Origin of the sequence: Niallia sp. M35 (assembly GCF_050971705.1) — a bacterium.
Classification (GTDB): domain Bacteria; phylum Bacillota; class Bacilli; order Bacillales; family Cytobacillaceae; genus Niallia; species Niallia circulans_A.
Map to the genome: position 1 here is coordinate 1 of NZ_JBPCEP010000022.1, position 23,540 is coordinate 23,540.

General features: G+C 36.8%; 31 protein-coding genes. 2 read left to right on the forward strand and 29 right to left on the reverse strand.

Going from position 1 to position 23,540, the window contains the following annotated elements:
* Positions 1 to 155: 155 nt before the first annotated feature.
* On the reverse strand, positions 156 to 389 hold the full coding sequence (locus NiCM35_RS23680) for a hypothetical protein (protein ID WP_095333685.1): 234 nt from the start codon (positions 387 to 389) through the stop codon (positions 156 to 158).
* A 141-nt stretch (positions 390 to 530) separates the two neighbouring features.
* Between NiCM35_RS23680 and pdaB the strand changes: the two genes are divergently transcribed.
* Positions 531 to 1,280 carry a polysaccharide deacetylase family sporulation protein PdaB gene (gene pdaB / locus NiCM35_RS23685; protein ID WP_123258681.1) on the forward strand — a complete coding sequence of 250 codons (750 nt, stop codon included), beginning with the start codon at positions 531 to 533 and terminating at the stop codon, positions 1,278 to 1,280.
* A gap of 174 nt (positions 1,281 to 1,454) precedes the next feature.
* Positions 1,455 to 2,024 (forward strand): spore germination lipoprotein GerD, encoded by a 570-nt coding sequence (gene gerD, locus NiCM35_RS23690; RefSeq protein ID WP_433780819.1) that lies wholly within the window; start codon positions 1,455 to 1,457, stop codon positions 2,022 to 2,024.
* 326 nt (positions 2,025 to 2,350) lie between these two features.
* Here gerD and NiCM35_RS23695 read toward each other — a convergent pair whose 3' ends face one another.
* The 28 genes from NiCM35_RS23695 to rplR form a co-directional block, all read right to left on the reverse strand.
* Positions 2,351 to 3,406: an Mrp/NBP35 family ATP-binding protein gene (locus NiCM35_RS23695; RefSeq protein ID WP_095333681.1), complete on the reverse strand. Its 1,056-nt coding sequence runs from the start codon at positions 3,404 to 3,406 to the stop codon at positions 2,351 to 2,353.
* 147 nt (positions 3,407 to 3,553) lie between these two features.
* The gene (cwlD, locus tag NiCM35_RS23700; RefSeq protein WP_433780820.1) at positions 3,554 to 4,273 is read right to left on the reverse strand and encodes an N-acetylmuramoyl-L-alanine amidase CwlD; all 720 of its coding nucleotides are present in this window, start codon (positions 4,271 to 4,273) and stop codon (positions 3,554 to 3,556) included.
* Between the two features lie 361 nt (positions 4,274 to 4,634).
* Positions 4,635 to 5,075, reverse strand: a complete 441-nt coding sequence (locus NiCM35_RS23705; RefSeq protein ID WP_433780821.1) for a DUF2521 family protein — start codon at positions 5,073 to 5,075, stop codon at positions 4,635 to 4,637.
* Between the two features lie 92 nt (positions 5,076 to 5,167).
* A complete protein-coding gene (locus NiCM35_RS23710; protein WP_433780822.1) occupies positions 5,168 to 6,670 on the reverse strand; it encodes a PH domain-containing protein in 1,503 nt (500 codons plus the stop codon).
* Positions 6,670 to 7,164 carry a PH domain-containing protein gene (locus NiCM35_RS23715; protein ID WP_433780823.1) on the reverse strand — a complete coding sequence of 165 codons (495 nt, stop codon included), beginning with the start codon at positions 7,162 to 7,164 and terminating at the stop codon, positions 6,670 to 6,672. Before NiCM35_RS23715 ends, NiCM35_RS23710 begins: the two co-directional genes overlap by 1 nt.
* Positions 7,165 to 7,456: 292 nt before the next feature.
* Positions 7,457 to 7,585, reverse strand: a complete 129-nt coding sequence (locus NiCM35_RS23720) for a hypothetical protein (RefSeq protein WP_433780824.1) — start codon at positions 7,583 to 7,585, stop codon at positions 7,457 to 7,459.
* Between the two features lie 170 nt (positions 7,586 to 7,755).
* On the reverse strand, positions 7,756 to 9,162 hold the full coding sequence (locus NiCM35_RS23725; protein WP_123258677.1) for a M24 family metallopeptidase: 1,407 nt from the start codon (positions 9,160 to 9,162) through the stop codon (positions 7,756 to 7,758).
* Between the two features lie 216 nt (positions 9,163 to 9,378).
* Complete coding sequence (locus NiCM35_RS23730) at positions 9,379 to 9,522, reverse strand: VOC family protein (protein ID WP_249928530.1); 144 nt, start codon at positions 9,520 to 9,522, stop codon at positions 9,379 to 9,381.
* A gap of 100 nt (positions 9,523 to 9,622) precedes the next feature.
* On the reverse strand, positions 9,623 to 10,000 hold the full coding sequence (locus NiCM35_RS23735; protein WP_433780825.1) for an iron chaperone: 378 nt from the start codon (positions 9,998 to 10,000) through the stop codon (positions 9,623 to 9,625).
* A 157-nt stretch (positions 10,001 to 10,157) separates the two neighbouring features.
* Positions 10,158 to 10,973, reverse strand: coding sequence for a CPBP family intramembrane glutamic endopeptidase (locus NiCM35_RS23740; protein ID WP_433780826.1), 816 nt, complete (start codon positions 10,971 to 10,973; stop codon positions 10,158 to 10,160).
* A gap of 540 nt (positions 10,974 to 11,513) precedes the next feature.
* Positions 11,514 to 11,906 carry a 30S ribosomal protein S9 gene (gene rpsI / locus NiCM35_RS23745; RefSeq protein WP_047943731.1) on the reverse strand — a complete coding sequence of 131 codons (393 nt, stop codon included), beginning with the start codon at positions 11,904 to 11,906 and terminating at the stop codon, positions 11,514 to 11,516.
* Between the two features lie 22 nt (positions 11,907 to 11,928).
* Positions 11,929 to 12,366 carry a 50S ribosomal protein L13 gene (gene rplM, locus NiCM35_RS23750; RefSeq protein WP_095333654.1) on the reverse strand — a complete coding sequence of 146 codons (438 nt, stop codon included), beginning with the start codon at positions 12,364 to 12,366 and terminating at the stop codon, positions 11,929 to 11,931.
* A 328-nt stretch (positions 12,367 to 12,694) separates the two neighbouring features.
* Positions 12,695 to 13,432: a tRNA pseudouridine(38-40) synthase TruA gene (gene truA, locus NiCM35_RS23755; protein WP_433780827.1), complete on the reverse strand. Its 738-nt coding sequence runs from the start codon at positions 13,430 to 13,432 to the stop codon at positions 12,695 to 12,697.
* Between the two features lie 11 nt (positions 13,433 to 13,443).
* On the reverse strand, positions 13,444 to 14,238 hold the full coding sequence (locus NiCM35_RS23760; RefSeq protein WP_095333650.1) for an energy-coupling factor transporter transmembrane component T family protein: 795 nt from the start codon (positions 14,236 to 14,238) through the stop codon (positions 13,444 to 13,446).
* Positions 14,238 to 15,110 carry an energy-coupling factor ABC transporter ATP-binding protein gene (locus NiCM35_RS23765; protein WP_303984676.1) on the reverse strand — a complete coding sequence of 291 codons (873 nt, stop codon included), beginning with the start codon at positions 15,108 to 15,110 and terminating at the stop codon, positions 14,238 to 14,240. Before NiCM35_RS23765 ends, NiCM35_RS23760 begins: the two co-directional genes overlap by 1 nt.
* Complete coding sequence (locus tag NiCM35_RS23770; protein ID WP_433780828.1) at positions 15,086 to 15,925, reverse strand: energy-coupling factor ABC transporter ATP-binding protein; 840 nt, start codon at positions 15,923 to 15,925, stop codon at positions 15,086 to 15,088. The genes NiCM35_RS23765 and NiCM35_RS23770 overlap by 25 nt, the downstream gene beginning before the upstream one ends.
* A 493-nt stretch (positions 15,926 to 16,418) precedes the next feature.
* Positions 16,419 to 16,781, reverse strand: coding sequence for a 50S ribosomal protein L17 (gene rplQ, locus NiCM35_RS23775; protein WP_016204582.1), 363 nt, complete (start codon positions 16,779 to 16,781; stop codon positions 16,419 to 16,421).
* 64 nt (positions 16,782 to 16,845) lie between these two features.
* Positions 16,846 to 17,790, reverse strand: coding sequence for a DNA-directed RNA polymerase subunit alpha (locus NiCM35_RS23780; protein WP_016204581.1), 945 nt, complete (start codon positions 17,788 to 17,790; stop codon positions 16,846 to 16,848).
* Between the two features lie 172 nt (positions 17,791 to 17,962).
* Positions 17,963 to 18,352: a 30S ribosomal protein S11 gene (gene rpsK / locus NiCM35_RS23785; RefSeq protein WP_016204580.1), complete on the reverse strand. Its 390-nt coding sequence runs from the start codon at positions 18,350 to 18,352 to the stop codon at positions 17,963 to 17,965.
* 22 nt (positions 18,353 to 18,374) lie between these two features.
* Entirely contained in the window at positions 18,375 to 18,740 is a 366-nt protein-coding gene (gene rpsM, locus NiCM35_RS23790) for a 30S ribosomal protein S13 (protein ID WP_016204579.1), read from the reverse strand.
* Positions 18,741 to 18,762: 22 nt separating this feature from the next.
* Positions 18,763 to 18,876: a 50S ribosomal protein L36 gene (gene rpmJ, locus NiCM35_RS23795; RefSeq protein WP_000868344.1), complete on the reverse strand. Its 114-nt coding sequence runs from the start codon at positions 18,874 to 18,876 to the stop codon at positions 18,763 to 18,765.
* A gap of 37 nt (positions 18,877 to 18,913) precedes the next feature.
* Positions 18,914 to 19,132, reverse strand: a complete 219-nt coding sequence (gene infA, locus NiCM35_RS23800) for a translation initiation factor IF-1 (protein ID WP_016204578.1) — start codon at positions 19,130 to 19,132, stop codon at positions 18,914 to 18,916.
* Positions 19,133 to 19,966: 834 nt separating this feature from the next.
* Positions 19,967 to 20,617 (reverse strand): adenylate kinase, encoded by a 651-nt coding sequence (locus tag NiCM35_RS23805; protein WP_095333644.1) that lies wholly within the window; start codon positions 20,615 to 20,617, stop codon positions 19,967 to 19,969.
* Between the two features lie 61 nt (positions 20,618 to 20,678).
* Positions 20,679 to 21,974 carry a preprotein translocase subunit SecY gene (gene secY, locus NiCM35_RS23810; protein ID WP_095333642.1) on the reverse strand — a complete coding sequence of 432 codons (1,296 nt, stop codon included), beginning with the start codon at positions 21,972 to 21,974 and terminating at the stop codon, positions 20,679 to 20,681.
* Positions 21,974 to 22,414, reverse strand: coding sequence for a 50S ribosomal protein L15 (rplO, locus tag NiCM35_RS23815; RefSeq protein WP_047943723.1), 441 nt, complete (start codon positions 22,412 to 22,414; stop codon positions 21,974 to 21,976). The genes secY and rplO overlap by 1 nt, the downstream gene beginning before the upstream one ends.
* A 32-nt stretch (positions 22,415 to 22,446) precedes the next feature.
* A complete protein-coding gene (rpmD, locus tag NiCM35_RS23820; protein WP_016204574.1) occupies positions 22,447 to 22,629 on the reverse strand; it encodes a 50S ribosomal protein L30 in 183 nt (60 codons plus the stop codon).
* 13 nt (positions 22,630 to 22,642) lie between these two features.
* Positions 22,643 to 23,143 carry a 30S ribosomal protein S5 gene (gene rpsE, locus NiCM35_RS23825; RefSeq protein WP_047943722.1) on the reverse strand — a complete coding sequence of 167 codons (501 nt, stop codon included), beginning with the start codon at positions 23,141 to 23,143 and terminating at the stop codon, positions 22,643 to 22,645.
* A gap of 24 nt (positions 23,144 to 23,167) precedes the next feature.
* The gene (rplR, locus tag NiCM35_RS23830) at positions 23,168 to 23,530 is read right to left on the reverse strand and encodes a 50S ribosomal protein L18 (RefSeq protein ID WP_047943721.1); all 363 of its coding nucleotides are present in this window, start codon (positions 23,528 to 23,530) and stop codon (positions 23,168 to 23,170) included.
* Positions 23,531 to 23,540: the final 10 nt, after the last annotated feature.

Consider the following 23,540-nt stretch of genomic DNA (forward strand, 5'->3'; position numbering starts at 1 on the left):
AGTCGGCCGCTCAATAAGCGACTTTATTAATTTAACACATCCAAACTTAAGAGTCAACTACTTTTTTTATTTTCTTATTCGTTGATTTCTTTTGTCGAAGTGACGTTTATTAATATACCAAGATAACTATTATTCGTCAACAGTTTTTTCACATTTTATATTTTTTCATCTAATAGCTTACTTTCTGGCAGGATATATGCTAGACATTCCTTAGGGGAAGCCACTCTTTTAAGCAATACAAATAAATTCTTATACCTTTTAATCATCGCTTTCTTCACAGCAAGATCAATTCTTTTATCTCCTAAATCCAATAATATTTCATCCAATTCCCTTTTAATTAGATATTCAATCTCTTTTATTTCCTTTTTATTTAATAATAATCCAATCATCACTAATCCTCCTGCTGCATCCATATTTTGGTCTCTGTATTATGTACTAATTTTTCTTTTTTTATAAAAGTTTTTGTCATGATTTTTTTCTTTTCTACATAAGTATGAGACGAGCAGTAAAGTGGACGAGGTGACAAACAGATGAATTTTTTCTATGTTCTTAACAGTAAATCCTTAAAACAAATGGCATTGATAGTTGTAGTATCCTTCTTCACAGCCTGGTTTTTGTATGTGGAAAACATTGTTCAAATCCCTGTATTTTCTTCTAAGGATGGACCAAAGGCTGTTTACAAAGGGGAGAAAGGAGTTGCGCTCACCTTTAATATTGGATGGGGCGACAAAAGAGCAGAACCAATTCTTGATATTTTGAAAGAAAAGAAAGTGAACGCAACATTTTTTCTTGCTGGTTCTTGGGCAGAAAGGCATCCTGAATTAGTCAGTAGAATGGTAAAGGAAGGTCACGAAATTGGAATACTAGGTTATGACTATGTTGACTATTCTGAAGTAAAAGAAGAAAAAATTCGCCAAGATATATCTAAAGCAAAAACGGCATTTCAAAAATTAAAAGTAGAAAATATTTTATTAGCTAGAGCCCCAACCGGTCATTTCAGTCAATCTACTTTGACTATTGCAGACCAATATGATTACACATTAGTACACTGGAGTATCGACTCTAAGGATTGGACCAATCCCGGATCACAACAAATCATCAAAAAAGCTACTTCAGCTAAAAAGGGGGACATCGTTTTATTACATGCTTCTGATTCTGCTAAACAAACTGCAAAAGCCCTACCAGAAATTATAGGGAAATTACAAAAAAAGAACTTAAAGTTAGTTACTGTTTCAGAAATGATTTCCAACGCTGATTCCAAATCGAAGGAAGTACATTAAAGCAAAAAAGCTGTGTCCTAATTAGAGGTAATCGATTGAATAAAGATCGAAAAAACTCTTTTAGGGCCAGTTTTTTCTTTCTTATTCCATTATCTTTTGCTTACCATCAGGAATAAAAATTCAAAAAGAATCCATTCTACTTAATAGATATCTTTAATGAAAGAGGTAATTATCATGCTAAAAAAAGGGATTACCCTCCTGCTAGTCATTTCTTTATTAAGTGGATGCTCAGAAAGTGAAAATTCTCAACAAATGGACTATGATCAAACGAAGAAAATGGTTGTGGATATATTAAAAACAGACGAAGGGAAAAAAGCTATTCGTGAAGTAATGAACGATGAAGAAATAAAGCAAAACCTGGTTATGAATGAAAAGGCAGTAACAAATACAATAGAAAAAACACTCGTTTCTGACAAGGCAGCTGAATTCTGGCAAAAAAAATTCAAGGATCCTGAATTTGCTGAAACAATGGCAAAAAGCATGAAATCCGAAAATGAAAAATTGATCAAAGATCTGATGAAGGACCCGGGATATCGGAAGATGATGGTCGAGTTGCTGCAAGATCCTTCGCTAGAATCAGAAATGAAGAACATTTTAAAAAGCACAGAATATAGAGAGCATGTGGAACAAATCCTCCAAGAAACAATGGAAACACCTGAATTCAAATCTAAATTGAAAGAATTACTAGATAAAGCTGCGAAAGAAGCCTCTTCCTCTTTATTATCAGAAGAAAATAAAATATAAAAAGAGGTGCCTTCAAAGGAAGGTACCTCTCAGCTTGTTGACAAAAGGAATTTAGGAAATGCAAATGGAATTATTATGCATTGATTGGAGTGGAAGGGGTGAGACTCCTGTGGGATCTGCGAGACAGTCTGAGACCCTGCAGGCCTTTAGGCCGAAGCGGCTCAGCGCGAGCCCCACGGAAAGCGAACCCCTGCAACGGAAATCAACTCTTATTTAAAAGAATGTATATGTATAAACTAAGACAAACTCCTAATTACTGAATTAGGAGTTTGTCGACAGTCTGAGAGGTGCCTTCAAAGGAAGGTACCTCTTTTTACTATCAGAAGTTAGTTTTCTACTCTATCCGCTGCCATCTCTAAGACTTCTACTATTTGTTCAGCAATCTCCTTATATCTTTCACCAATAGGATGTGTTTCTTTATAGACGGATGGAGCAAAATCTTCTTCATTCCAATCTGGCTGCCCCAATGGCAGTTCTCCGAGTAAGGGTACCTCTAAATCCTTTGCTAATTTCGTTCCTCCACCCTTGCCAAACACATATTCCTTTTCCCCTGTTAAACGACTTTCAAAATAAGACATATTTTCTATGACACCTAATATCTCATGTTCTGTTCTTAATGCCATCGCCCCAGCACGTGCTGCAACAAACGCAGCAGTTGGATGAGGTGTTGTTACAATAATTTCTTTACTTGTTGGCAGCATAGAGTGGACATCTAAAGCCACATCACCTGTTCCTGGTGGTAAATCTAATAGGAGATAATCAAGTTCTCCCCATTCTACTTCATCCATAAAGCTTGTCAGCATTTTACCAAGCATTGGACCTCTCCAGATAATAGGGGTATTATCTTCAACAAAGAATCCCATCGAAATAACTTTAACCCCAAAACGCTCAACCGGAATAATACGCTCCTTTATTACTTCTGGTCTATTCGTGATTCCCATCATATCTGGGACACTAAAACCATATATATCAGCATCTAATAACCCAACTTTTTTCCCCATCCTTGCTAAAGAGACAGCTAAGTTCACGGAAACCGTTGATTTTCCTACTCCACCTTTCCCACTAGCAATGGCAATATAAATTGGCTTCTTATCTTCAGATTCTGTTTCCTTTATTATTTCCTCTACAAGCGCACTAGATAATTCGGTAAAGCGTAACCCAACACTCTCTACCCCTCTTTCTTTAAGCGCGCTGACAATTTGATTTTGCAACTCGATTTGATAGGCTGAGCCTAACTTTGCTACAGCCACCTTTAAACTGGCATGCCCTTTTTCTTCATTCCATTTGACATCTTTCACTGCGCTCAGTTCAAGCAATGATTTATGTAAAAAAGGATCGATCATATTCTCCACTATCTTCTCGATTTCTTCTTTTGTTATCATGACGCAATCCCCTTTCCTATTTTTACTATCAGTATAGCACAAAAATAGTTATCGTTTACATTCTGAAGATTCAAACGTTATTACTAGCATTTATTTCCCGGGAATAGATAAAATCGATAAAAATAAGAATAGAGACATCATAAGTCTCTATTCTTGAATTTCAAGTTCCTCTTCATTTGTAAAAAAACGATTAACCCCTTTATAAATAGATGCTGCAATTTTCTCCTGATAATCTTCCTTCATAAGATTTGCCTTTTCTTGTGGATTCGATAAGAAACCTACCTCCACTAGCACTCCTGGTCTCTCGGCATATTTAAGTATGTATACACTCTCCAGCGTTTTTGCCTTCCGGGTAGTATTCTCTAAGTTATCAATTAATTCGTCTTGAATAAACTTAGCAGCTCTATCATTTCCTTCTTGCTTAGAAGAATAGAAGGTTTGTGCTCCACTCCATTTCGATGAAGGGATAGCATTTAAATGAATACTCAAGAATAAATCCGCATCCGATTTATTGATAATGCTTATTCTTTCTTTTAAATCCTCAACTTTTCGATTGCGATAGCCTTTCGTACTTTCACTAGCCAAATCCTTATCTATTTCTCTTGTCATGATGACTAACGCTCCTTGCTCTTGCAGATAATCTCGAAGCTTTAAGGAAACGCTTAAGGCGATATCCTTTTCCATTACCTCCTTATCCCCTGCACCACCATCAGGCCCGCCGTGTCCAGGATCAATAATGATTACTTTTCCGGTTAATGGCAAATTCCAGGCATCCCATGAATCATCATTTGAGAAATCAAATTGCAAAATAAAGAAAAGGAGTGCTAGTCCTAGGATATATATGCTTATTTTCCACTTTTTACTCACAGTTAACCTCATTCCCCCCTGTGCCCGTCCTTATTCATACTATATGGAGGAATATGAGGTTTTAGAACAGCAAGTCCTCCTTTCAGGCCATAACAAAAAGATATTGAAGAAGTAAAAATGCATTTTCATGCGTTGCTTGGAGTGGAGGGGGTGAGACTCCTGTGGGATTAGCGAGACAGTCTGAGACCCTGCAGGCTGTAAGCCGAAGCGGCTCAGCGCGAGCCCCATGGAAAGCGAACCCCCGGAGCGGAAAGTAACGTCTAAATTCAAAGAGATTAATAAATATACTTTACTCAAACTTCTATTTCCAAAATACAGGAGTTTGTCTACAGTCTGAAAGATGGCATTTTCATGCCATCTTTCAATGTAAGCGAAGCTTTCTTCTCTTATTCGCTTTCGTATAACCTTCCAGCCACCATTCATCAACAAATTGTTCGCATAAATAGTATAGGGATTCATTTTTATTGCTTTCCTCACTGCCCCAATAAAGAAGAAAATGGTAAAGTGTTTCTTTTAAATGAACATCTTCTTCCTTGCATCTATTTTTTATAGCTTGAACTTCTTCGCCATATTCACTAAATTTACTGTAATTCGCTCCTAAAAGAAAGGTCTCTATTGCTACATCATAACAAGCCTCTTCGATTCCATTGTTCATTAAGATACTAGAAGTTAGGTTAGAGGAGCCAAAATAGTGAGCTACCTTTTCTTTTAATTCTTTAAGGGATATTTCCCTAAGAACCGCTCTTTCATATTTTATTTGTTTCTCGCGTTTTCTTATATCAAAGCTTGTAATGACTGCCAATTGATTTCACCTCTTGCTGTTATTTTTCAACCAACAAGATGAGACCATACTAGTCTAACAAACCTTTTAGCATCCAATTAAAAGAATAGTTGCTATTTCAGTGCTTTCTTACCATTTTCACCTTCGTTGCTCTCTACATAATCTTCTACATGTATGTCACTCATTCGCTTATTATACCAATGATAAAATTCACTAGCATCTGACGCTGGAACATCGGTTAAATCCGTTTGCTCAATCGGCTGTGATCGATTAATGAATTCAATAGTGGCAAGACCCAAATTCCTCTGTAACCGGGATCTCTTCACATTAACTTCCATAACCTTTGCTCTTTTTGTCAAAATTAATGTTGATTGCAGGCTCCCCTTCTTCACTTGAATAAATTCTTCATGTTGGATGTACCTGCTATTAAAGTAATCCCATACTCTCAACAAATAAATCAAAATAAATAATAATATCGCCATATACCATATCTCTGGCTTCCAATAGACAAGACCAATTGCTGCGATTATCCCAAAATAACTAGGTCTAAGCAGTCTAGCATATAGAGCTTTCTTAGGCAGCTTCTTCATTTGCTTTTTCAATCGATACGCCGGCAGAATCTTTTCTATAATTTCATATGCTTGATCCACTGGCATATATGGGAACAAAGAGTTTACCTCCAAATCTTCATCCCCGATATCCCCGGCACTCACTAATTTCACCTCAGCTATTTTCAAAAGTCTTTGCATTGGAAGTTGGATCACTTTCACTGCCTGCACTTTCTCCTTTTGAATGGAAAAGGACGTTTCTGAGACTAATCCTTTTTTTATATAAATCTTATCCTTATCAGAGGTTATTTGAAAACGGCCATATTTCCAGAAAGTCACACCAAGACCAAATAGCACCCCTATAATCAGAAGAGCAATGCATACGCCGACTATCATCCAGAAATGATCCAATAGATAAGTAAGAACCTTACTTGTCTCCACTTCCATTTGAAAGATTGAATCTATATTGGAGAAAAAAGATATTAATAATGGAATTAACGCTAAAAAGCTCAAAGAAGAAAAAGAAGCTCTCACTAAGTCTCTTCTTGTTACCTGAAAATGAACCGTTCTTTCGCTTCCAGCAACTGTTTTAGCTTCTTCTCCGTCGCCTGCTGAGACATTTTCCGGTTGATGGATATAAGACTCTAACCAATCTGCCTCTTTCTTGCGAATAACTGTTAACGGTATAGAACTAGAATCTCCGGTCTCTCCTGTTTCCAATGTTAAGGAAGTTAGGTGGAGCCCTTTATGAAAAACAGAGGTGTGTCGGTGAATATTTTGAATTTTATAAAAGGGGATTACTCGATGCGACTTTGTAAAAACCCCAGACCTTATATGTAGCGCTTCCTCTTCTACTGAATAAGTATGTGTAAACCAATCCAGTACGATGCTAAGAAGCTGCACAATAGCATAAAGAAGAAAGAGAACTTGAAATATCTTCATATACATTTTTTCGGATCCAAAATGTGACACAAATAAAATAATAAATAAGAAAAAATTACTTTTTACAAATCCAGCTATATCAAAGACTATTTTAATCGGATGCTGCCGCTTCCTGATACCTTCCATTACTCCACTTCCTTAATCTTTGCAAAATGAGCAATTTGATCACGTAAACGATAAGCCTCTTCCTTTGGAATGGCAGGAATCTCATGCGAGGTCCCCATCGTCCCGACCGTTATAGAATATAATTGATATTTCCTTTGCAGTGGTCCTTGTGTTAATTCAACCGACTGTACTTTTGTCATCGGGATTAATTGATGATTCTCGACCATTACTCCCCATTTCAGTTGAATAAACTCTTCACTGACGTCATAACGCCAATAGCGCTGTTTTAATGGCGGTGCAATATAAATTCCCCATAATGCCGCCAAGATTGTTAATACGCCAAGACCTATAATGATTGGACCAATCCACGCCTTCCATGAAAAATAAAAATAGAGGAAGTAGCAAACACCCAATACCACAAGAATCGTACTATTAGATATCACCTCCGATATCCGCCATACTTTCACAGCCTCTTTAGATACCTTTTTTGTTGGTTCAGGGATAGAAAAATACATGTAAACACGCTCCTTAATTATTCTACTTATCTACGTTGCATTAATGAAAAAGGTTTCCTCCAATGACAAAAAAATCTCCTTTTTTAAGGAGATTTCTGTATCATATTGACCTATGACCACGCATCCAACCTCTGTAAGAGAAGGAGTCTCATCTTCTTACCGCCACATAATTTCTTATCGTAACATCCTCGTATTTTTTTTCAAAGGAAAAGCGCTAAAAATGTTCTAACACCAATAAAAATTGATTAAAATAATTAAAACTGAATCCTAAAAGAATCAACTGATAAATACTCTATTCACTTACACGCAATCCCGTTCTGTCTACTTGTTTCCCAGCAATTAAAGTAGATAAGAATTGGCAAGTTGCGTTTTTTCTTTTATCCTCACAGTTATTACTGTGATACTCACACTTATCGTGCACCGTGCACCGTCCACGTCCAATTAATGAGGATATCAGTGTAATTTTAAAAAAATAAAACCTCCTTATAATAAGTTTTCTGACAAGAAAATTGGGCTACAAGGAGGTGATTAGTATCCTATATCCAATTACATTACATGACTTTTTAAACTACTATACGAAGAATCTTAAATTCAGCCATTATGATTGTAACAAAATGCAAGCTTTTTATTTAATAGATACGGTCGTAAATAAGCAACCGTACTGCATAATGGTAAAACATCCTTACTCAATTTAATTCCAAGGAAATCATTGATATATTCTTTTCTTTTTTGGATCCTCATCCAAAGTTCGGGATAATTTTTTCTTATCTCCTCTTTTAATGCATCGTCAGCTAGTGCAATTGTACTTTCAGCTGATACTCCATCATATCCAGCGACACGTGGTATTATATCAGTTTGAAAAATCATTCCGCTTTTAATAATTTCATCCGAGTTCTCATAAATCGGAGATGCCAGCCACTCTTCATCAGCCGTCAAGTGTCCTGGGCATAGCTCCCAATGAAACACTTCTTTAGGAAGAACAGAATTAATAAAGCTATACATGTCCCCACCAGACATCCCAATTCGAATATTCTCAAGCCATGCTACAATAGCAGTGTAATAAGGGGCTGCTAAGTCTTCTACATAATTCTTTTTACTTTCTGGTAACTCAGAGCGTTCCATAACAGCATATCCTGCTCTACTGGATAATCCTCCTTTATATCCCACAGTTAAAGAAATGGCATCCCCTTTCGTCACCTTTTTAGACATAGGGTATAAATTTCCCTTTTCAAATCTTTTACCTGTGGACGCTATCGTAACTACACTATTTCTTTGACCTAAATCATTCAGTTCTTTACCTAGTTCCATTTCAGAGACACCAACATCTAATTTATTTATAGTACGCAAGATGCAATCCGACGCAAGAGATGCTCCAAACTCATAGTGTGCTATTTCATTTGCATTATTCACTCTCCGTACTCCACGGTTTCCAGCAATGAAAATATCTGTTCTATTGGTTAGGGAACCCTCCTTCCCAACAATATCTCTGATTGTATCCACAATAAAAGAAGGAGTATCAAAGAAATTTCGATTATTCTCAACTTTACTTGTGAAGTGCTTCCACCCCACTAAACCAATTTTCATCGATTCTCGGATTCCTGCTTTAAGAAAAACGCTTGAAAATGGAGTATCGGGTTCCATAGGCTGATTGGGTAAGGAAAAGTGCGGACAATGTATTCCTTGTGCTGGTATTCTAGAGTATTGTGCCTTATTAAGGTTTTCATTTCCCAAGATTAGAAAGGCATCGCCTTTAGAGTGAAGAACTAATATAGCTTCTTCAAATCTTGGAACAAATCCCACTAAATATTCAAAGTTTCCGCCATGCTCAAGATCTGCATATACCAATAACGCATCAAGCCCATCCACTCTCATCTCTTGTAGTACATTTTCATATCTAGTCTTTATCGTTTCATCATCAATTAATAACGGTTTTCTACTACAATCAGGCATTGGTGCTTCCATTTCTCTCAACTGTACATTTTTTGAATTATACTTCATATGTATATCCTTTCTCCATTTACTTTATTAGTAACAGTAAGTTTCTACTATAATATATTTTGCATATTCCCTGCTGCATTCCATTGACCTACCATTTCGAACAAATTTCCATACGGCATTTTTAATAACTCATCCACTTTTATCCTCTTTTGCTTCATATCCTCATAAGCCGCTTCAATATCAGCAGTACTGAAGAGAACAGATGGATGAGCAACTTTAGAGGGCTGTTGCTTCTTCCATTAATGATTTAGAATAAAGGATTAACGTAGTAAATTCATCTTCATAAGGACCGACTTCGATCCACGTCGCATTAGGCCCCATCGGTTGTTCTAGCTTTAATACAAAGCCAAGCTTTTGCATAATTTCTTCATCAGTTATCTTTTAACAAGCGGTCTTGTTCCATACTGTTGCAGCTATCCATAAATATTTCAGCTCACAAAAAAGCTTCTATCCCTTATGGCTAACATGCCGTATCTTCACCGGCACGCCACCTATCGACGGTTTTGTGGATAAATTGTGCCAACCCCGTATCTTCCATCTTTATCGATTTTTTAATGCGAATGCAGCCTTTCCCGTAATTATAGCCCGCTAGTAAGGCCTCTGCATTTTCGATTTTTTCTATTGTACCCACATAGAGACTGACATAATGTTTTTGGGCATTTAATGCAAAAATATAGTTATCTTCTTTACCATAATTCAACATCTTATAGCAGATGACCTCTCCTAATTCTGGTGCGTATGAAAAAATCATTTGTCGAATCGCGAGCAGTTTCTCTTTTCTCCAATCATCTTCAAGCATTTCTAAATATTCTTCAGCATTCTTTGCATCATATTGCATGTTAAAGTTTCACCTCTGTATTTATGTTCTATTTTACTACTAACGTGTTCAGTTTAATTTTTTCATCTCTAAGTCATTCTATATCCATTAAAAATTTGAAGTCAGGCATTTACTAGTAAGGTGTAAAATTCCTTTAAACCGCGGAATTACAATCATGCTATAGCTTTCTAACTTGCATTATTGTCATGCTCTTTTTTTCATATATCACAACAGTTAAAATGGACACAAGAATGATCGCAGTATTTGCAGCAATTGTTCCCGCCCAGGTCATCGTCATGGTACCAAAGATAGGGGATGCTGCATTGAACATGGTATGGAATAATACGGACATAAAGACAAAGCCTTTTCCTGAAATTTTGTAGATTGCCCCGTGGAAAAATCGAAAAGCCATGAGTTGAACTACAAACATCCCAAAGTTAATAAGCCCTTCACCGTGATTCGTCCCCGGAATGAAGAAAAGGGGAATGTGCCATACAGTCCATATAATCCCAGTGATAACAGAAGATACAACAAAGCCGTATTTTTTGTTGAGTTTAGGCTGCAATATGTACATCCAGCCAGCTTCCTCTAAGCCGCCAATAATAAGATTACCAGGCAGCGAAAGAAAAAACGTATAAAACGGAAGCACTATTTCTGTGCGGTCTGAAACTGCAATATGGATCAAGAAATACAGTGCAAGCCCTGCAACAACAAACAAATAGACAAATATGTTGTTTTTGATATAAAAAACAGTTTTCAACCATTCCTTAAAATCTGCTATTTTTTTATTTTTCTTCAAAACGACATATGAAGCAATAGCAGGCGACAAAATATAAATTGCAAAAGGAATATTCATCAAGAATTGCTGGAATGTGTGAACCCAATTGTAAACTGAATATCCGAATGGCCCAAGAACAATCAAGGCACCTGACACAAAATATGCTATGCTAAAAGTCAGCAGCGTAAATTGTACTGTGGTTTTTTTATCTATCATGGTATCTACACCTCACATTTTAGAGTATTTTTAAGTATCACTTGCAACATCACCATTCACATTCAAATATTCTATGGACTCTTATAGGTAAAAATATACCATGCTCCTTCACATAGATAAACTGCAGTGGTTGATCCCCATAAAAACTCATAACTATTATTCATTTCGATCAAATTGCGCCTCCCTTTAAGCTCTAATATAACGCTTTTCTCCTTTCATTATAATGATTTAAAAAGTCTGTGGTTCAAAAATGGGACGATTTAAGACTAATATTATCCATTTGTGAAATTTATAAGAAACAACCTAGCTCTCGTTCTAGTAATTCTCCACCTTTCAATGAAAATTGAGCAATAATTTAGTTTAATGAGGAATAAAGTGGATCATTGTACTCCATAGTTTCGCTGGGGAAAACCAATAGTACATAGTCTGAGGTTCTTGAAGGCTTCTGTTATGAGTTGTCATCAAATATAATCACAGACAACTTTTAGCATAAAAAAAGACCCTTTCCACAAAAGTGAAAAGAGCCTTGAACGCCAAAAATTAACGTTTTGAGAACTGAGGTGCACGACGAGCGCCTTTAAGACCGTATTTTTTACGTTCTTTCATACGAGCGTCACGAGTTAATAATCCTGCGCGTTTTAATGTTGGACGGTATTCAGGATCTACTTGAAGTAAAGCACGTGCGATACCATGACGGATAGCGCCAGCTTGACCAGTATAACCTCCACCGTTAACATTTACTAAAATATTGTAGCTTCCAGTTGTTTCAGTAGCCACTAATGGTTGTTTAACAACTTCGCGTAAAGCTGCAAACGGGATATAATTTTCGATTTCACGACCATTGATGATGATTTGTCCGTCACCTGGAACTAAACGTACACGAGCAACAGAGCTTTTACGACGACCAGTACCGATATATTGAACCTGTGCCATTTGTTTTACCTCCCTTTATTAATTATCCACGAAGTTCGTAAACTTCTGGTTGTTGAGCTTGGTGCGGATGTTCGCTACCAGCATATACGTGTAATTTTCTAAACATTTGACGACCAAGAGAATTCTTTGGAAGCATACCTTTGATTGCAAGTTCTAACATTTGCTCTGGGTAGTTAGTACGCATTTCTAAAGCAGTTCTTTGCTTTAATCCACCTGGGTGCATAGAGTGACGGTAGTAAATTTTGTCAGTTAATTTTTTACCAGTCAATTCAATTTTTGAAGCATTTAAAATAATTACATGATCACCAGTATCCACATGAGGTGTGAAAGTTGGTTTATGTTTACCACGTAGAATTGATGCAATCTCACTAGCAAGACGACCTAAAGTTTGGCCTTCAGCATCAATTACGTACCATTTACGATCAACATTGTTTGAATTAGCCATAAACGTTGTACGCATGAGTTTCCCTCCTGAAATGTTAAAGTTATAGTTTGTTTAAAATATAAATGTCTGTTCTTACGTCTATATGTTCACACAATTAAGTTCCGGGGCTTAATGTGGGTTTAAAATACATACCATATTATGATATATCCTAGAGTAGCATATGTCAAGGGAATGTTACACCAGGTTTAGTTGTTATGAGAAAAAAATCTTTTTTTCGTGACTTTTACTCAAAGAACAACACTTTTTACTTATAAGAAAAGGATTCCTTGGTCGCTTTCTGTACTCTTTTTGGAAAAGGAGGAAAGCATTAGTCTCCTCTCCCCAGCGTCGCAAGAATCATGGTTTAATACCATACTTTCCAAAGATACAATCCATTTGCAGAGGCTGTTTTTCCTGCTGCCTTTCTATCCTTTTTCTCTAAAATTACGGGAATATCTTGTGGTAACTTTTTCCCTCTTCCTACATCTAATAAGGTACCGACCATAATCCGCACCATATTATAAAGGAATCCATTCCCTTGGAAAGAAAAAATTAACATATTGTCTTCCTCTGTAAGCTTTACTCCAGTAATCGTTCTTACTTTTCTTTCTTTGTCTGTTTTAGCAGAGCAAAAACTAGTAAAATCATACTCTCCAATAAAATAACAAAGTGCTTCCCTCATCGCCTCCATATTTAGAGCATATGGATAATAATAGGCATAATTACGTTTAAAGGGATCTCTCCGCTCTCCTAATTGAATAAAATAGCGATACTCTTTCGCTGTTACATTATATCTGGCATGAAAGGAGTCAGGTACTATCTCTGCATCTGCAACCACAATATCGTGGGGCAAAAGAGTATTTAGAGCAATCGGCCACTTATCTGCAGGTATATCAAGAGAGCTATCAAAATGAATGACTTGTCCCTTAGCATGAACGCCAGCATCCGTTCTACCAGAAGCCTGAATCTTTACTTCTACTCCTTTATGGAGCCTTCTTAAAGCCTTTTCGATTTCCCCTTGTACGGTTCGATCCTTTGGCTGAATTTGAAACCCACTATAATTCGATCCATCATAGCTAACTGTACATTTATATCTTTGCATCGTATTCTCCATTATGTTCTTAATACAAACAGCATAGCTGTTATTAGTATCAGAATAATAATCATTATGGTATCAATAGGATTCCAGATTAATTGGCGGTATTTCGTTCTTCCTTCTCCACCTTGATAGCCACGTGCTTCCATCGCAATAGCAAGCTCCTCTGCTCTTTTAAAGGAGTTAACAAATAAAGGAATCAATAAAGGAATAATTGCTTGTACACGGCTTTTAATGGAGCCACTAGAGAATTCTACTCCTCTTGCCATCTGAGCCTTCATAATCTTTTCTGTTTCATCCATTAAAGTTGGAATAAAGCGCAGGGAGATAGACATCATAAGCGCCAGTTCATAAACAGGAAATTTCACCTTTTTTAGTGGTCCTAATAGTGTTTCAATTGCATCCGTTAACTCGATTGGCGTTGTTGTTAATGTAAGCAAGGATGTCATGATAATGAGCAAGAAGAAGCGAATAGAAATGAGAATCCCCATTCTAATACCTTCTTTATAAATCGTAATCCATCCCCACTCAAACAATAGCTCTCCATTTTTCGTGAAAAAAATATGCAAAATAAACGTAAAAATAATTAACCAAAAAATTGGCCTCAGTCCTAAATAAATGTACTTAATCGGTACATTGGAGATGGCGACTAAAGTACCTACATATACAATCAATAGCAAATAGCTCCAAATATTATTAGCCAAAAACACAATACAAATAAATAGGAAAACAAGTAGTAACTTGGAACGGGGGTCCATTCTGTGTAATGTAGAATCAACGGGAATAAAACGCCCTATAATCATTTTTCCCATTAACTGCTCCCTACTTTCTTCTGAAGATACACTGCTAACTCATCCGTAAAATCTTCCATGTTTAAGTGAACCCGTTCCATCTTCATTCCGAATTTTGCTTCTACTTTCTTTTGGAATCGTACAACTTCAGGAACATTCAATCCAATAGCAGCTAAATCCTCTGCTTCTTTAAAAATTTCTATTGGAGTCCCTTGACGATGAACTTTCCCTTTATTCATAATGACTATTTGATCTGCATAATGAGCAGCATCCTCCATACTATGTGTAACTAGAACAGTCGTTAAATTTCGCTCTTTATGAAGCTTATAAAACATATCCATAATTTCTCGTCTGCCTCTTGGATCTAAACCAGCTGTCGGCTCGTCTAATACAAGTACATCTGGTTCCATAGCCAGCACACCAGCAATAGCTATTCTTCTCATCTGACCACCTGATAAATCAAAAGGAGATTTCATGAGAAAATCTTCAGACAATCCTACCTCACTTAATGCCTTTACAGCTCTTATCTTTGCTTCTGATTCAGGAATACCAAAATTAAGAGGGCCAAAACAGATATCCTTTTCTACTGTTTCTTCAAACAACTGTTGTTCTGGAAACTGAAAAACAATCCCTACCCTTTGCCGGATACTCCGCAAGTTCTTATGTTTCTGTCCACCTTCAAGTGTACGGTCACCTATTACCACTTTCCCTTTAGACGGTGTTAAAAGAGCATTAAGATGCTGTAAAATGGTAGATTTACCTGAACCAGTATGACCTATAACGGCAACATAGCTTCCTGAGGGAATATCAAAACTTACATCCTCTATCGCCAATCGCTCAAACGGAGAATTTTCCTGGTAACGATACTCTACTTTTTGAAGTGAGATGTCCATATGCCTGTCACCAACTCTTCTTCTGTTAAATATATTTCCTCTAATGAAATACCTTTGTTTATTAAGCTTTCCCTAATCTTAATAGTAAAAGGTATATCTAAACCTATTTCAACAAGTTCCTTCTGCAGTTTAAATATTTCCTTAGGATTACCTTCCTTATATACTCTACCCTTATTCATTACGATAATCCGGTCTGCCTTAGCAGCCTCATCTAGGTCATGAGTAATCGAAATAATGGTCATATTTTCTTTTTGCAGCTCTCTCATAATATCAAAGACTTCTTCTCTTCCCTGAGGATCAAGCATAGAGGTAGCCTCATCTAATATGATAATTTCAGGTTTCAATGCAATAATTCCTGCAATAGCGACTCTCTGTTTTTGTCCTCCAGATAGATGGTGCGGCTCTTGATCAAGAAAAGATAACATCTTTACTTTTTCCAAAGAACGCTCTACTCTTGTTACCATCTCACTTCTTGGAACAGCGTTATTTTCTAAACCAAAAGCCACATCATCCTTCACCGTTGTACCAACAAACTGATTATCAGGATTCTGGAATACCATTCCTACCTTTTTCCTTATTTCCCAGACAGTCTCCTCTGTTATCGGAATACCGTCTATTACTATAGAACCTTCATGAGAGAATTGTAATCCATTTAATAACTTAGCTAACGTAGATTTACCTGAACCATTATGTCCAACTATCGCAACCCACTCACCAGCGTTTACATGAAAAGAAACGCGATTAAGGGCATATTCTGACTGCTCCTCATATTTAAAGGATACATCTTCAACCTTTAGTAAAATCTTTTGGTCCATTATATTCCCACCATTTACCTGCTAGATATTATTGATTATAAATAAAGTAAAATTACTACATTCACATAAACAATTAATAACCTTCGTGTAGTAATCTCCGGGTAATAGTTCATTTTTTTATTCTAACTCATTGTTAAAGCAAGATAAAAAAATAAACTCGCCAATTGGGCGAGCTTTGAATTGGTTTAACATAAGATTATTTGTATAATCTTTGATATCCTTTTTCTATGCTTGTTAAATATATCTTATGGTATTCCACTTCTTAGCACCCTGCAGTCCTAATAAAACATGAAAAAAGCCCGCACCTCTTTCTAACGATTTAATCCAAAGAAGAGGTGCACGAGCTAGACGAGTCATTAAATGAAGATAAATGCTCATCATAACACTCTATATTGGCTTGATCAAAAGTGAGGATTATTAAAGAAAAAGGGCACTTGAACAAGTTTCATAACAATATAAACTGTCCCGTACCCTAAGTTTCTTTGAAATCCTATTACACTAACTCGATAATTACCATTGGTGCTCCGTCTCCGCGACGAGGACCCATTTTCATGATACGAGTGTAACCACCTTGACGATCAGTATAACGAGCAGCAACATCACTGAACAACTTTTGTACAGCGTCTTGGTTTGTTTCAGCATTAGCAACTTCATGACGTACATAAGCAGCTGCTTGACGACGTGCATGTAGATCTCCACGTTTACCAAGTGTAATCATTTTTTCTACAACAGAACGAAGTTCTTTTGCACGCGCTTCAGTTGTTTCAATGCGCTCATTGATGATTAAGTCTGTAGTTAAGTCACGTAACATAGCTTTACGTTGTGCGCTTGTGCGTCCTAACTTTCTGTAACCCATGTGAGATTCCCTCCTTTTGTTAAAATACAAGCTTTATAGATATCGTTCATAATCAAGAGACTTATCAGTCGTCTTTTCTTAATCCTAATCCAAGCTCTTCTAATTTATGTTTTACTTCTTCAAGAGATTTTCTACCTAAGTTTCGAACTTTCATCATATCTTCTTCCGTCTTATTCGCTAATTCTTGTACGGTATTAATACCAGCACGTTTTAAGCAGTTATAAGAACGAACAGAAAGATCTAATTCTTCGATTGTCATCTCAAGAACTTTTTCTTTTTGATCTTCTTCTTTTTCTACCATAATCTCAGCATTTTGTGCTTCGTCAGTTAACCCAACAAAGATATTCAAATGCTCAGTTAAAATCTTTGCACCAAGTGCGATAGCATCTTGAGGACCTGTACTACCGTCAGTCCACACGTCAAAAGTTAACTTATCATAATTAGTCAATTGACCAACACGAGTATTCTCTACTTGATAAGAAACACGAGATACTGGCGTAAAGATAGAGTCAATAGGAATTACACCAATAGGTTGATCTTCACGTTTGTTTTGCTCTGCTGGTGTGTATCCACGGCCACGCTTTGCAGTTAAACGCATGCGGAAATTTCCGTTACTACCTAAAGTTGCGATATGAAGATCTGGATTTAAGATCTCTACATCACTATCATGTGTAATGTCTGCTGCTGTTACTACCCCTGCACCTTGCATATCAATCTCTAAAGTTTTTTCATCATCAGAGTATATTTTCAATGCTAGCTTTTTGATATTTAATATGATAGCTGTAACATCTTCTACGACGCCTTCAATAGTTGAGAACTCATGAAGTACCCCATCAATTTGAATGGATGTGACAGCGGCACCTGGCAGTGAGGATAGTAGAATACGACGTAAGGAGTTACCCAAAGTAGTACCATATCCACGCTCAAGTGGCTCTACGACGAACTTACCATACTTGGCATCATCGTTGATCTCAACCGTTTCGATTTTTGGTTTTTCTATTTCGATCATCAAGATATACCCTCCTTCAAAACGTCGAAACCTCGGTAATTTTTACCGAAATTCCCCATGTTTACGTTCCCGCTTGTGCACAACAACTGGGTTAGTTAATAAATCTGTACGGGTTCTAAAAGTTTTAGTCATATCCCATTATAGACAAGGATAGAAAATTTATACAGAAAAATTAAACTCGGCGACGTTTAGGTGGTCGGCAACCATTATGAGGAACTGGAGTTACGTCTCTGATCGCTGTAACTTCTAGTCCTGCAGCTTGAAGAGCACGAATAGCAGCTTCACGACCTGCACCTGGTCCTTTAACTGTTACTTCTAAAGTTTTCATACCGTGTTCCATAGATGCTTTTGCAGCAGTTTCAGCAGCCATTTGTGCAGCGAATGGAGTAGATTTACGAGAACCTCTGAATCCAAGTGCACCAGCGCTTGACCATGAAAGAGCATTTCCATGAACGTCTGTAATAGTTACGATAGTATTGTTGAAAGTAGAACGAATATGAGCAACACCAGACTCAATATTCTTTTTAACACGACGTTTACGTGTATTAGTTTTACGTGCCATTATAATGTACCTCCTTTACCGATTATTTTTTCTTATTAGCTACAGTCTTACGAGGACCTTTGCGAGTACGAGCGTTGTTTTTCGTGTTTTGTCCACGAACTGGTAAACCACGACGGTGACGAAGGCCACGGTAGCAACCAATTTCCATTAGACGCTTAATATTTAAAGAAATCTCACGACGAAGATCCCCTTCTACTTTTAAACCGTCAATGATATCACGGATTTTGTTTAATTCATCTTCCGTTAAATCACGAACGCGTGTATCTTCAGAAACACCAGCTTCTGCTAATACTTTTTGTGCAGTATTTTTTCCAATACCGTAAATGTAAGTTAAAGATATTACTACACGTTTTTCACGTGGAATATCCACACCAGCAATACGTGCCATCTATATGCGCACCTCCTTGTTATTAACCTTGTTTTTGTTTGTGTTTAGGGTTTTCACAGATAACCATAACTTTACCACGTCTGCGGATAACTTTACATTTTTCGCAGATTGGTTTAACAGATGGTCTAACTTTCATTATCCTAACCTCCTTGATAGTACGGAGTGCAATCAGATTATTTAAAGCGGTAAGTAATTCTTCCGCGAGTTAAGTCATATGGAGATAACTCAACCGTTACTTTATCACCAGGTAAAATACGGATGAAATGCATGCGAATTTTACCAGAAACGTGAGCCAATACAGTATGACCATTTTCTAATTCTACCTTAAACATGGCGTTCGGCAAAGTTTCAGTGATTGTGCCTTCAATTTCGATTACATCGTCTTTAGCCATCGAAAATCTCTCCTTTCCATAAAAAAATACGAGATCCATCTTAACTAATATAGCAAAGTGTAGCTCTTCTTGTCACACGATCGGTGTACATTAAACTACTCTGAACTGCTCCTATAATATAATAAAACTGCATTAAACTGCAACTAATTGATTATACCATAAGAGAAGGTACTTCGTCCGCTATTAATTATAAAAAAATATAATAATAGGCAAAGAAATAGAAAAAGGTTTAATGCTACCAACTAAACTTAGCATTGCTAGATCATTCATTTTAAGAAAGAAATGATCTTTCCTCTCATTACGAACATTCTATCAACAGCCTTGTGTCTTATCGTATCGAAGTATGCAAGCATTTATATGACCTTTTTCAAGAAAAATTGTCATTCTTCAAGAGTCTAGCCTTAAAACTTCCCACTCATACTTGGTTTCACTTGAAAAGCCACATAGATTTCGTATTTCAAGGATTTCGTAGACTGTTCGACAACTGCACACCTGTTCTAATACCAATCGTCATAATAGAAAGAATAATAGTTACATTACCTTCTTCACTACTAGATAAAAAAGCAATTCAAGCGGAGTTACCATGAAATCCAAAATACTCTGCACCAATTATCTAAATTGATTAATCTTTTAACGAAGATAAACATGTCAAAATAACACGGTTATGCTTTTTTTGTTACAGATATAACCATGAAAATTATTATACCTTTTGAAAAAAGGAAATGCATCATGTTTAGGAATAAACTCCTCAGCCATTTCATCCCAATTCTTCTATTTATTATCTCTGATTTATTTCCATGCTAGAGAACAGATTAGTCAAAGCAAAAGTTACTCTTATTTTAAAGTACTTAATAATTCATCAAGATCTACGAATACTTTATTAATATCTTGTTGTCCATTGATATTACGAAGATAACCTTTTGACTCATAGAAATCAAGTAATGGTTGAGACTGCTTAATATTAACTTCTAAACGATTTTTCACTGTTGCTTCATTATCATCTGCGCGTTGGTATAATTCGCCTCCACAACGATCACATGTATCTGGCTTGGATGGCGGATTAAACACTAGATGATAGGTTGCACCACAGCTTTTACAAATACGTCTGCCTGTTAAACGCTCCATTAATATCTCTTGATCCACTTGAACATTGATACAAAAGTCTAGTTTCTTATTCAATTCAGACAAAATATTTTCTAAAGCTTCTGCTTGAGGAACTGTACGAGGAAAACCATCTAAAAGAAAACCTTTTTCACAGTCATCCTTGCTAAGTCTTTCGCGAACAATACCAATAGTCACTTCATCTGGTACTAATTCACCTTTATCCATAAAAGATTTTGCTTTTAGTCCCAGTTCTGTTTCGTCTTTCATAGCCGCACGGAACATGTCGCCAGTTGAAATATGAGGGATGTCGTACTTCGCGACAATCTTCTCAGCTTGTGTACCTTTACCTGCGCCAGGGAGCCCCATTAAGACTAAATTCATGCGTATTCCCCCTCAAGTTCTCTTACATAAAATTCAAGGGACAAACGTCCCCTAAATTATACTATTTAATAAAACCTTTATAGTGTCGTTTTACTAATTGAGATTCTAATTGCTTCATTGTTTCCAATGCAACCCCAACCACAATTATAATACTTGTTCCGCCAATCTGAGCAGATTGTGGAAGCCCTGCAATATTAATAAAAAATACAGGAAGTATAGCAATAATGGCTAAGAATAGAGCTCCAACTAGTGTTAAACGAGATAGAACACGTGATAAATAATCTTGCGTACTTTTACCAGGTCGAATACCTGGAATATATCCACCTTGTTTTTTCAGATTTTCAGAAACTTGTTCTGGGTTTACCTGAATGAAAGCATAGAAATAAGTAAACGCAAGGATTAATACTGTATATATAATCATTCCTATTGGATGAGTATAATCAAATACTCTTTGAATCCAGGAAGTAACATCATTTTGCGGTAAGAATGATGCAATAGTTCTCGGTGTGACCAAGAAGGAAACTGCAAAGATAACTGGAATAACACCAGCAGAGTTTACTTTCAACGGTAAATGTGTTGATTGACCACCTGTGCTGCTATTTCCGTTTACCATTCTTTTAGCATATTGAATTGGTATCTTTCTAAGAGCTTGCTGAATGAAAATTACTCCTACTACTATTGCAATGACAGCTATAACAATTAAAGCTAACGTTACAATATTAAGGAACAATTGATCACCCGGGTTGTCAAACTGCTGAGCATAGATTTGATTAGCAATAGAAGGAATTCCTGCTGCGATACCAGCAAAAATGATAATAGAAATACCATTACCAACCCCTTTAGAAGTTATTAGTTCTCCTAACCACATCAAAAAGGCTGTACCTGCTGTTAACACGATCGAAATTACCAAATACGACGAAAATCCAGGTTTTGTAATCAATGCACCACCAGCAAGATTATTAAAACCGTATGACATACCAAAACCTTGGATAAGAGCTAGAACGATTGTAAAGTAACGCGTAAATTGCGTTAACTTTCTTCGTCCAGCCTCACCCTGCTTTGACCATTCCGTAAATTTTGGCACAACATCCATTTGTAATAAGCTTACTATAATAGATGCTGTAATATACGGCATGATCCCCATCGCAAGAATAGAAAAGTTTTTTAGTGCTCCACCACCGAAAGTATTTAAAATTCCGAAGGCGCTAAAAGCATCTTGTGCTTTTAGAAAGTCTGCATTCACGTACGGTACAGGAATAAATGTACCAAGGCGAAATATAATCAACATTAATAGGGTGAATATGATTTTTCGTCTTATTTCACCCACGCGCATAAAATTGGAGATTGTCTGAAACATCAGATCACCTCTGTTTGACCGCCGGCAGCTTCAATAGCTTCCTTTGCAGCAGAGGAGAATTTATGAGCTTTAACAGTAAGCTTTTTCTCTACATTGCCTTTTGCAAGAATCTTAATTCCTGCTTTTTCGTTGCTAACAACTCCTGTTTCGATAAGAAGTTCTGGAGTTACTTCAGTTCCCTCTTCAAAACGATTTAGAGTATCTAAATTAACAATAGCGTATTCTTTACGGTTGATATTAGTAAAACCACGTTTAGGTAAACGACGGAATAAAGGCGTTTGACCACCTTCGAATCCAGGTCTTACACCCCCACCTGAACGTGCGTTTTGACCTTTATGACCTTTACCAGCAGTTTTACCATTACCTGAACCGATACCGCGCCCTTTGCGTTTACGTTCTTGACGAGAACCTTCTGCAGGTTTTAATTCATGAAGTTTCATTTTGGCACCTCCTTATTGAAGAAGAATGATTTTTAGTTTTCTTTTACAGTTACAAGATGTGATACTTTATTGATCATACCGCGAATTGCAGCATTATCTTGTTGAACAACTGTTTGATTTACCTTACGTAATCCTAAAGCTTTAACTGTTTCGCGTTGGTCTTGCGGACGACCAATTACGCTTCTAGTGAGGGTAATTTCCAGATTGTTTGCCATTTAATTTCCCTCCTTATCCTAACAGTTCTTCTACTGATTTTCCACGTAACTTCGCTACGTCTTCAGCACGTTTTAATTGTTTTAAACCGTCTAAAGTTGCACGAACCATGTTAATTGGTGTGTTAGTACCTAATGACTTTGATAAGATATCAGCTACACCAGCTAATTCAAGCACAGCACGTACTGGACCACCAGCGATAACTCCTGTACCTGCAGAAGCAGGCTTTAATAGAATTTCACCAGCTCCGAAATGTCCGATAATTTCGTGTGGAATTGTTGTACCAACCATTGGTACTTCAATAAGATTTTTCTTCGCATCTTCAACCGCTTTGCGAATTGCATCAGGTACTTCTTGAGCTTTACCAGTACCAAAACCAACGTTACCATTTTTGTCCCCAACTACTACTAGAGCAGAGAAACGAAAACGACGTCCACCTTTAACAACTTTCGCTACACGGTTAACTGTAACTACGCGTTCTTCAAGTTCAAGTTTGTTTGGATCAATACGACGCATCTTTTTATGTCCCTCCTTTGTCTATTAAAATTCTAGGCCGTTCTCACGAGCAGCATCAGCTAAAGCTTTTACGCGACCATGATATAAATATCCTCCGCGGTCAAATACTACTGATTTAATTCCTTTTTCTACAGCACGTTTAGCTACTAATTCACCGATCTTAACTGCAGCTTCTAAATTACCAGTAGATTCAAGGTTAAGCTCTTTATCTAATGAAGATGCACTTGCGATTGTTACACCGTTAACATCATCAATTAATTGAGCGTAAATGTGTTTGTTTGAACGGAACACATTTAAACGAGGACGAGCTTCAGTTCCGCTAAGTTTAGAACGCACACGTGCGTGTCTTTTCTTACGAACTTGATTTTTATCAGCCTTCGTAATCATTTAGGTCACT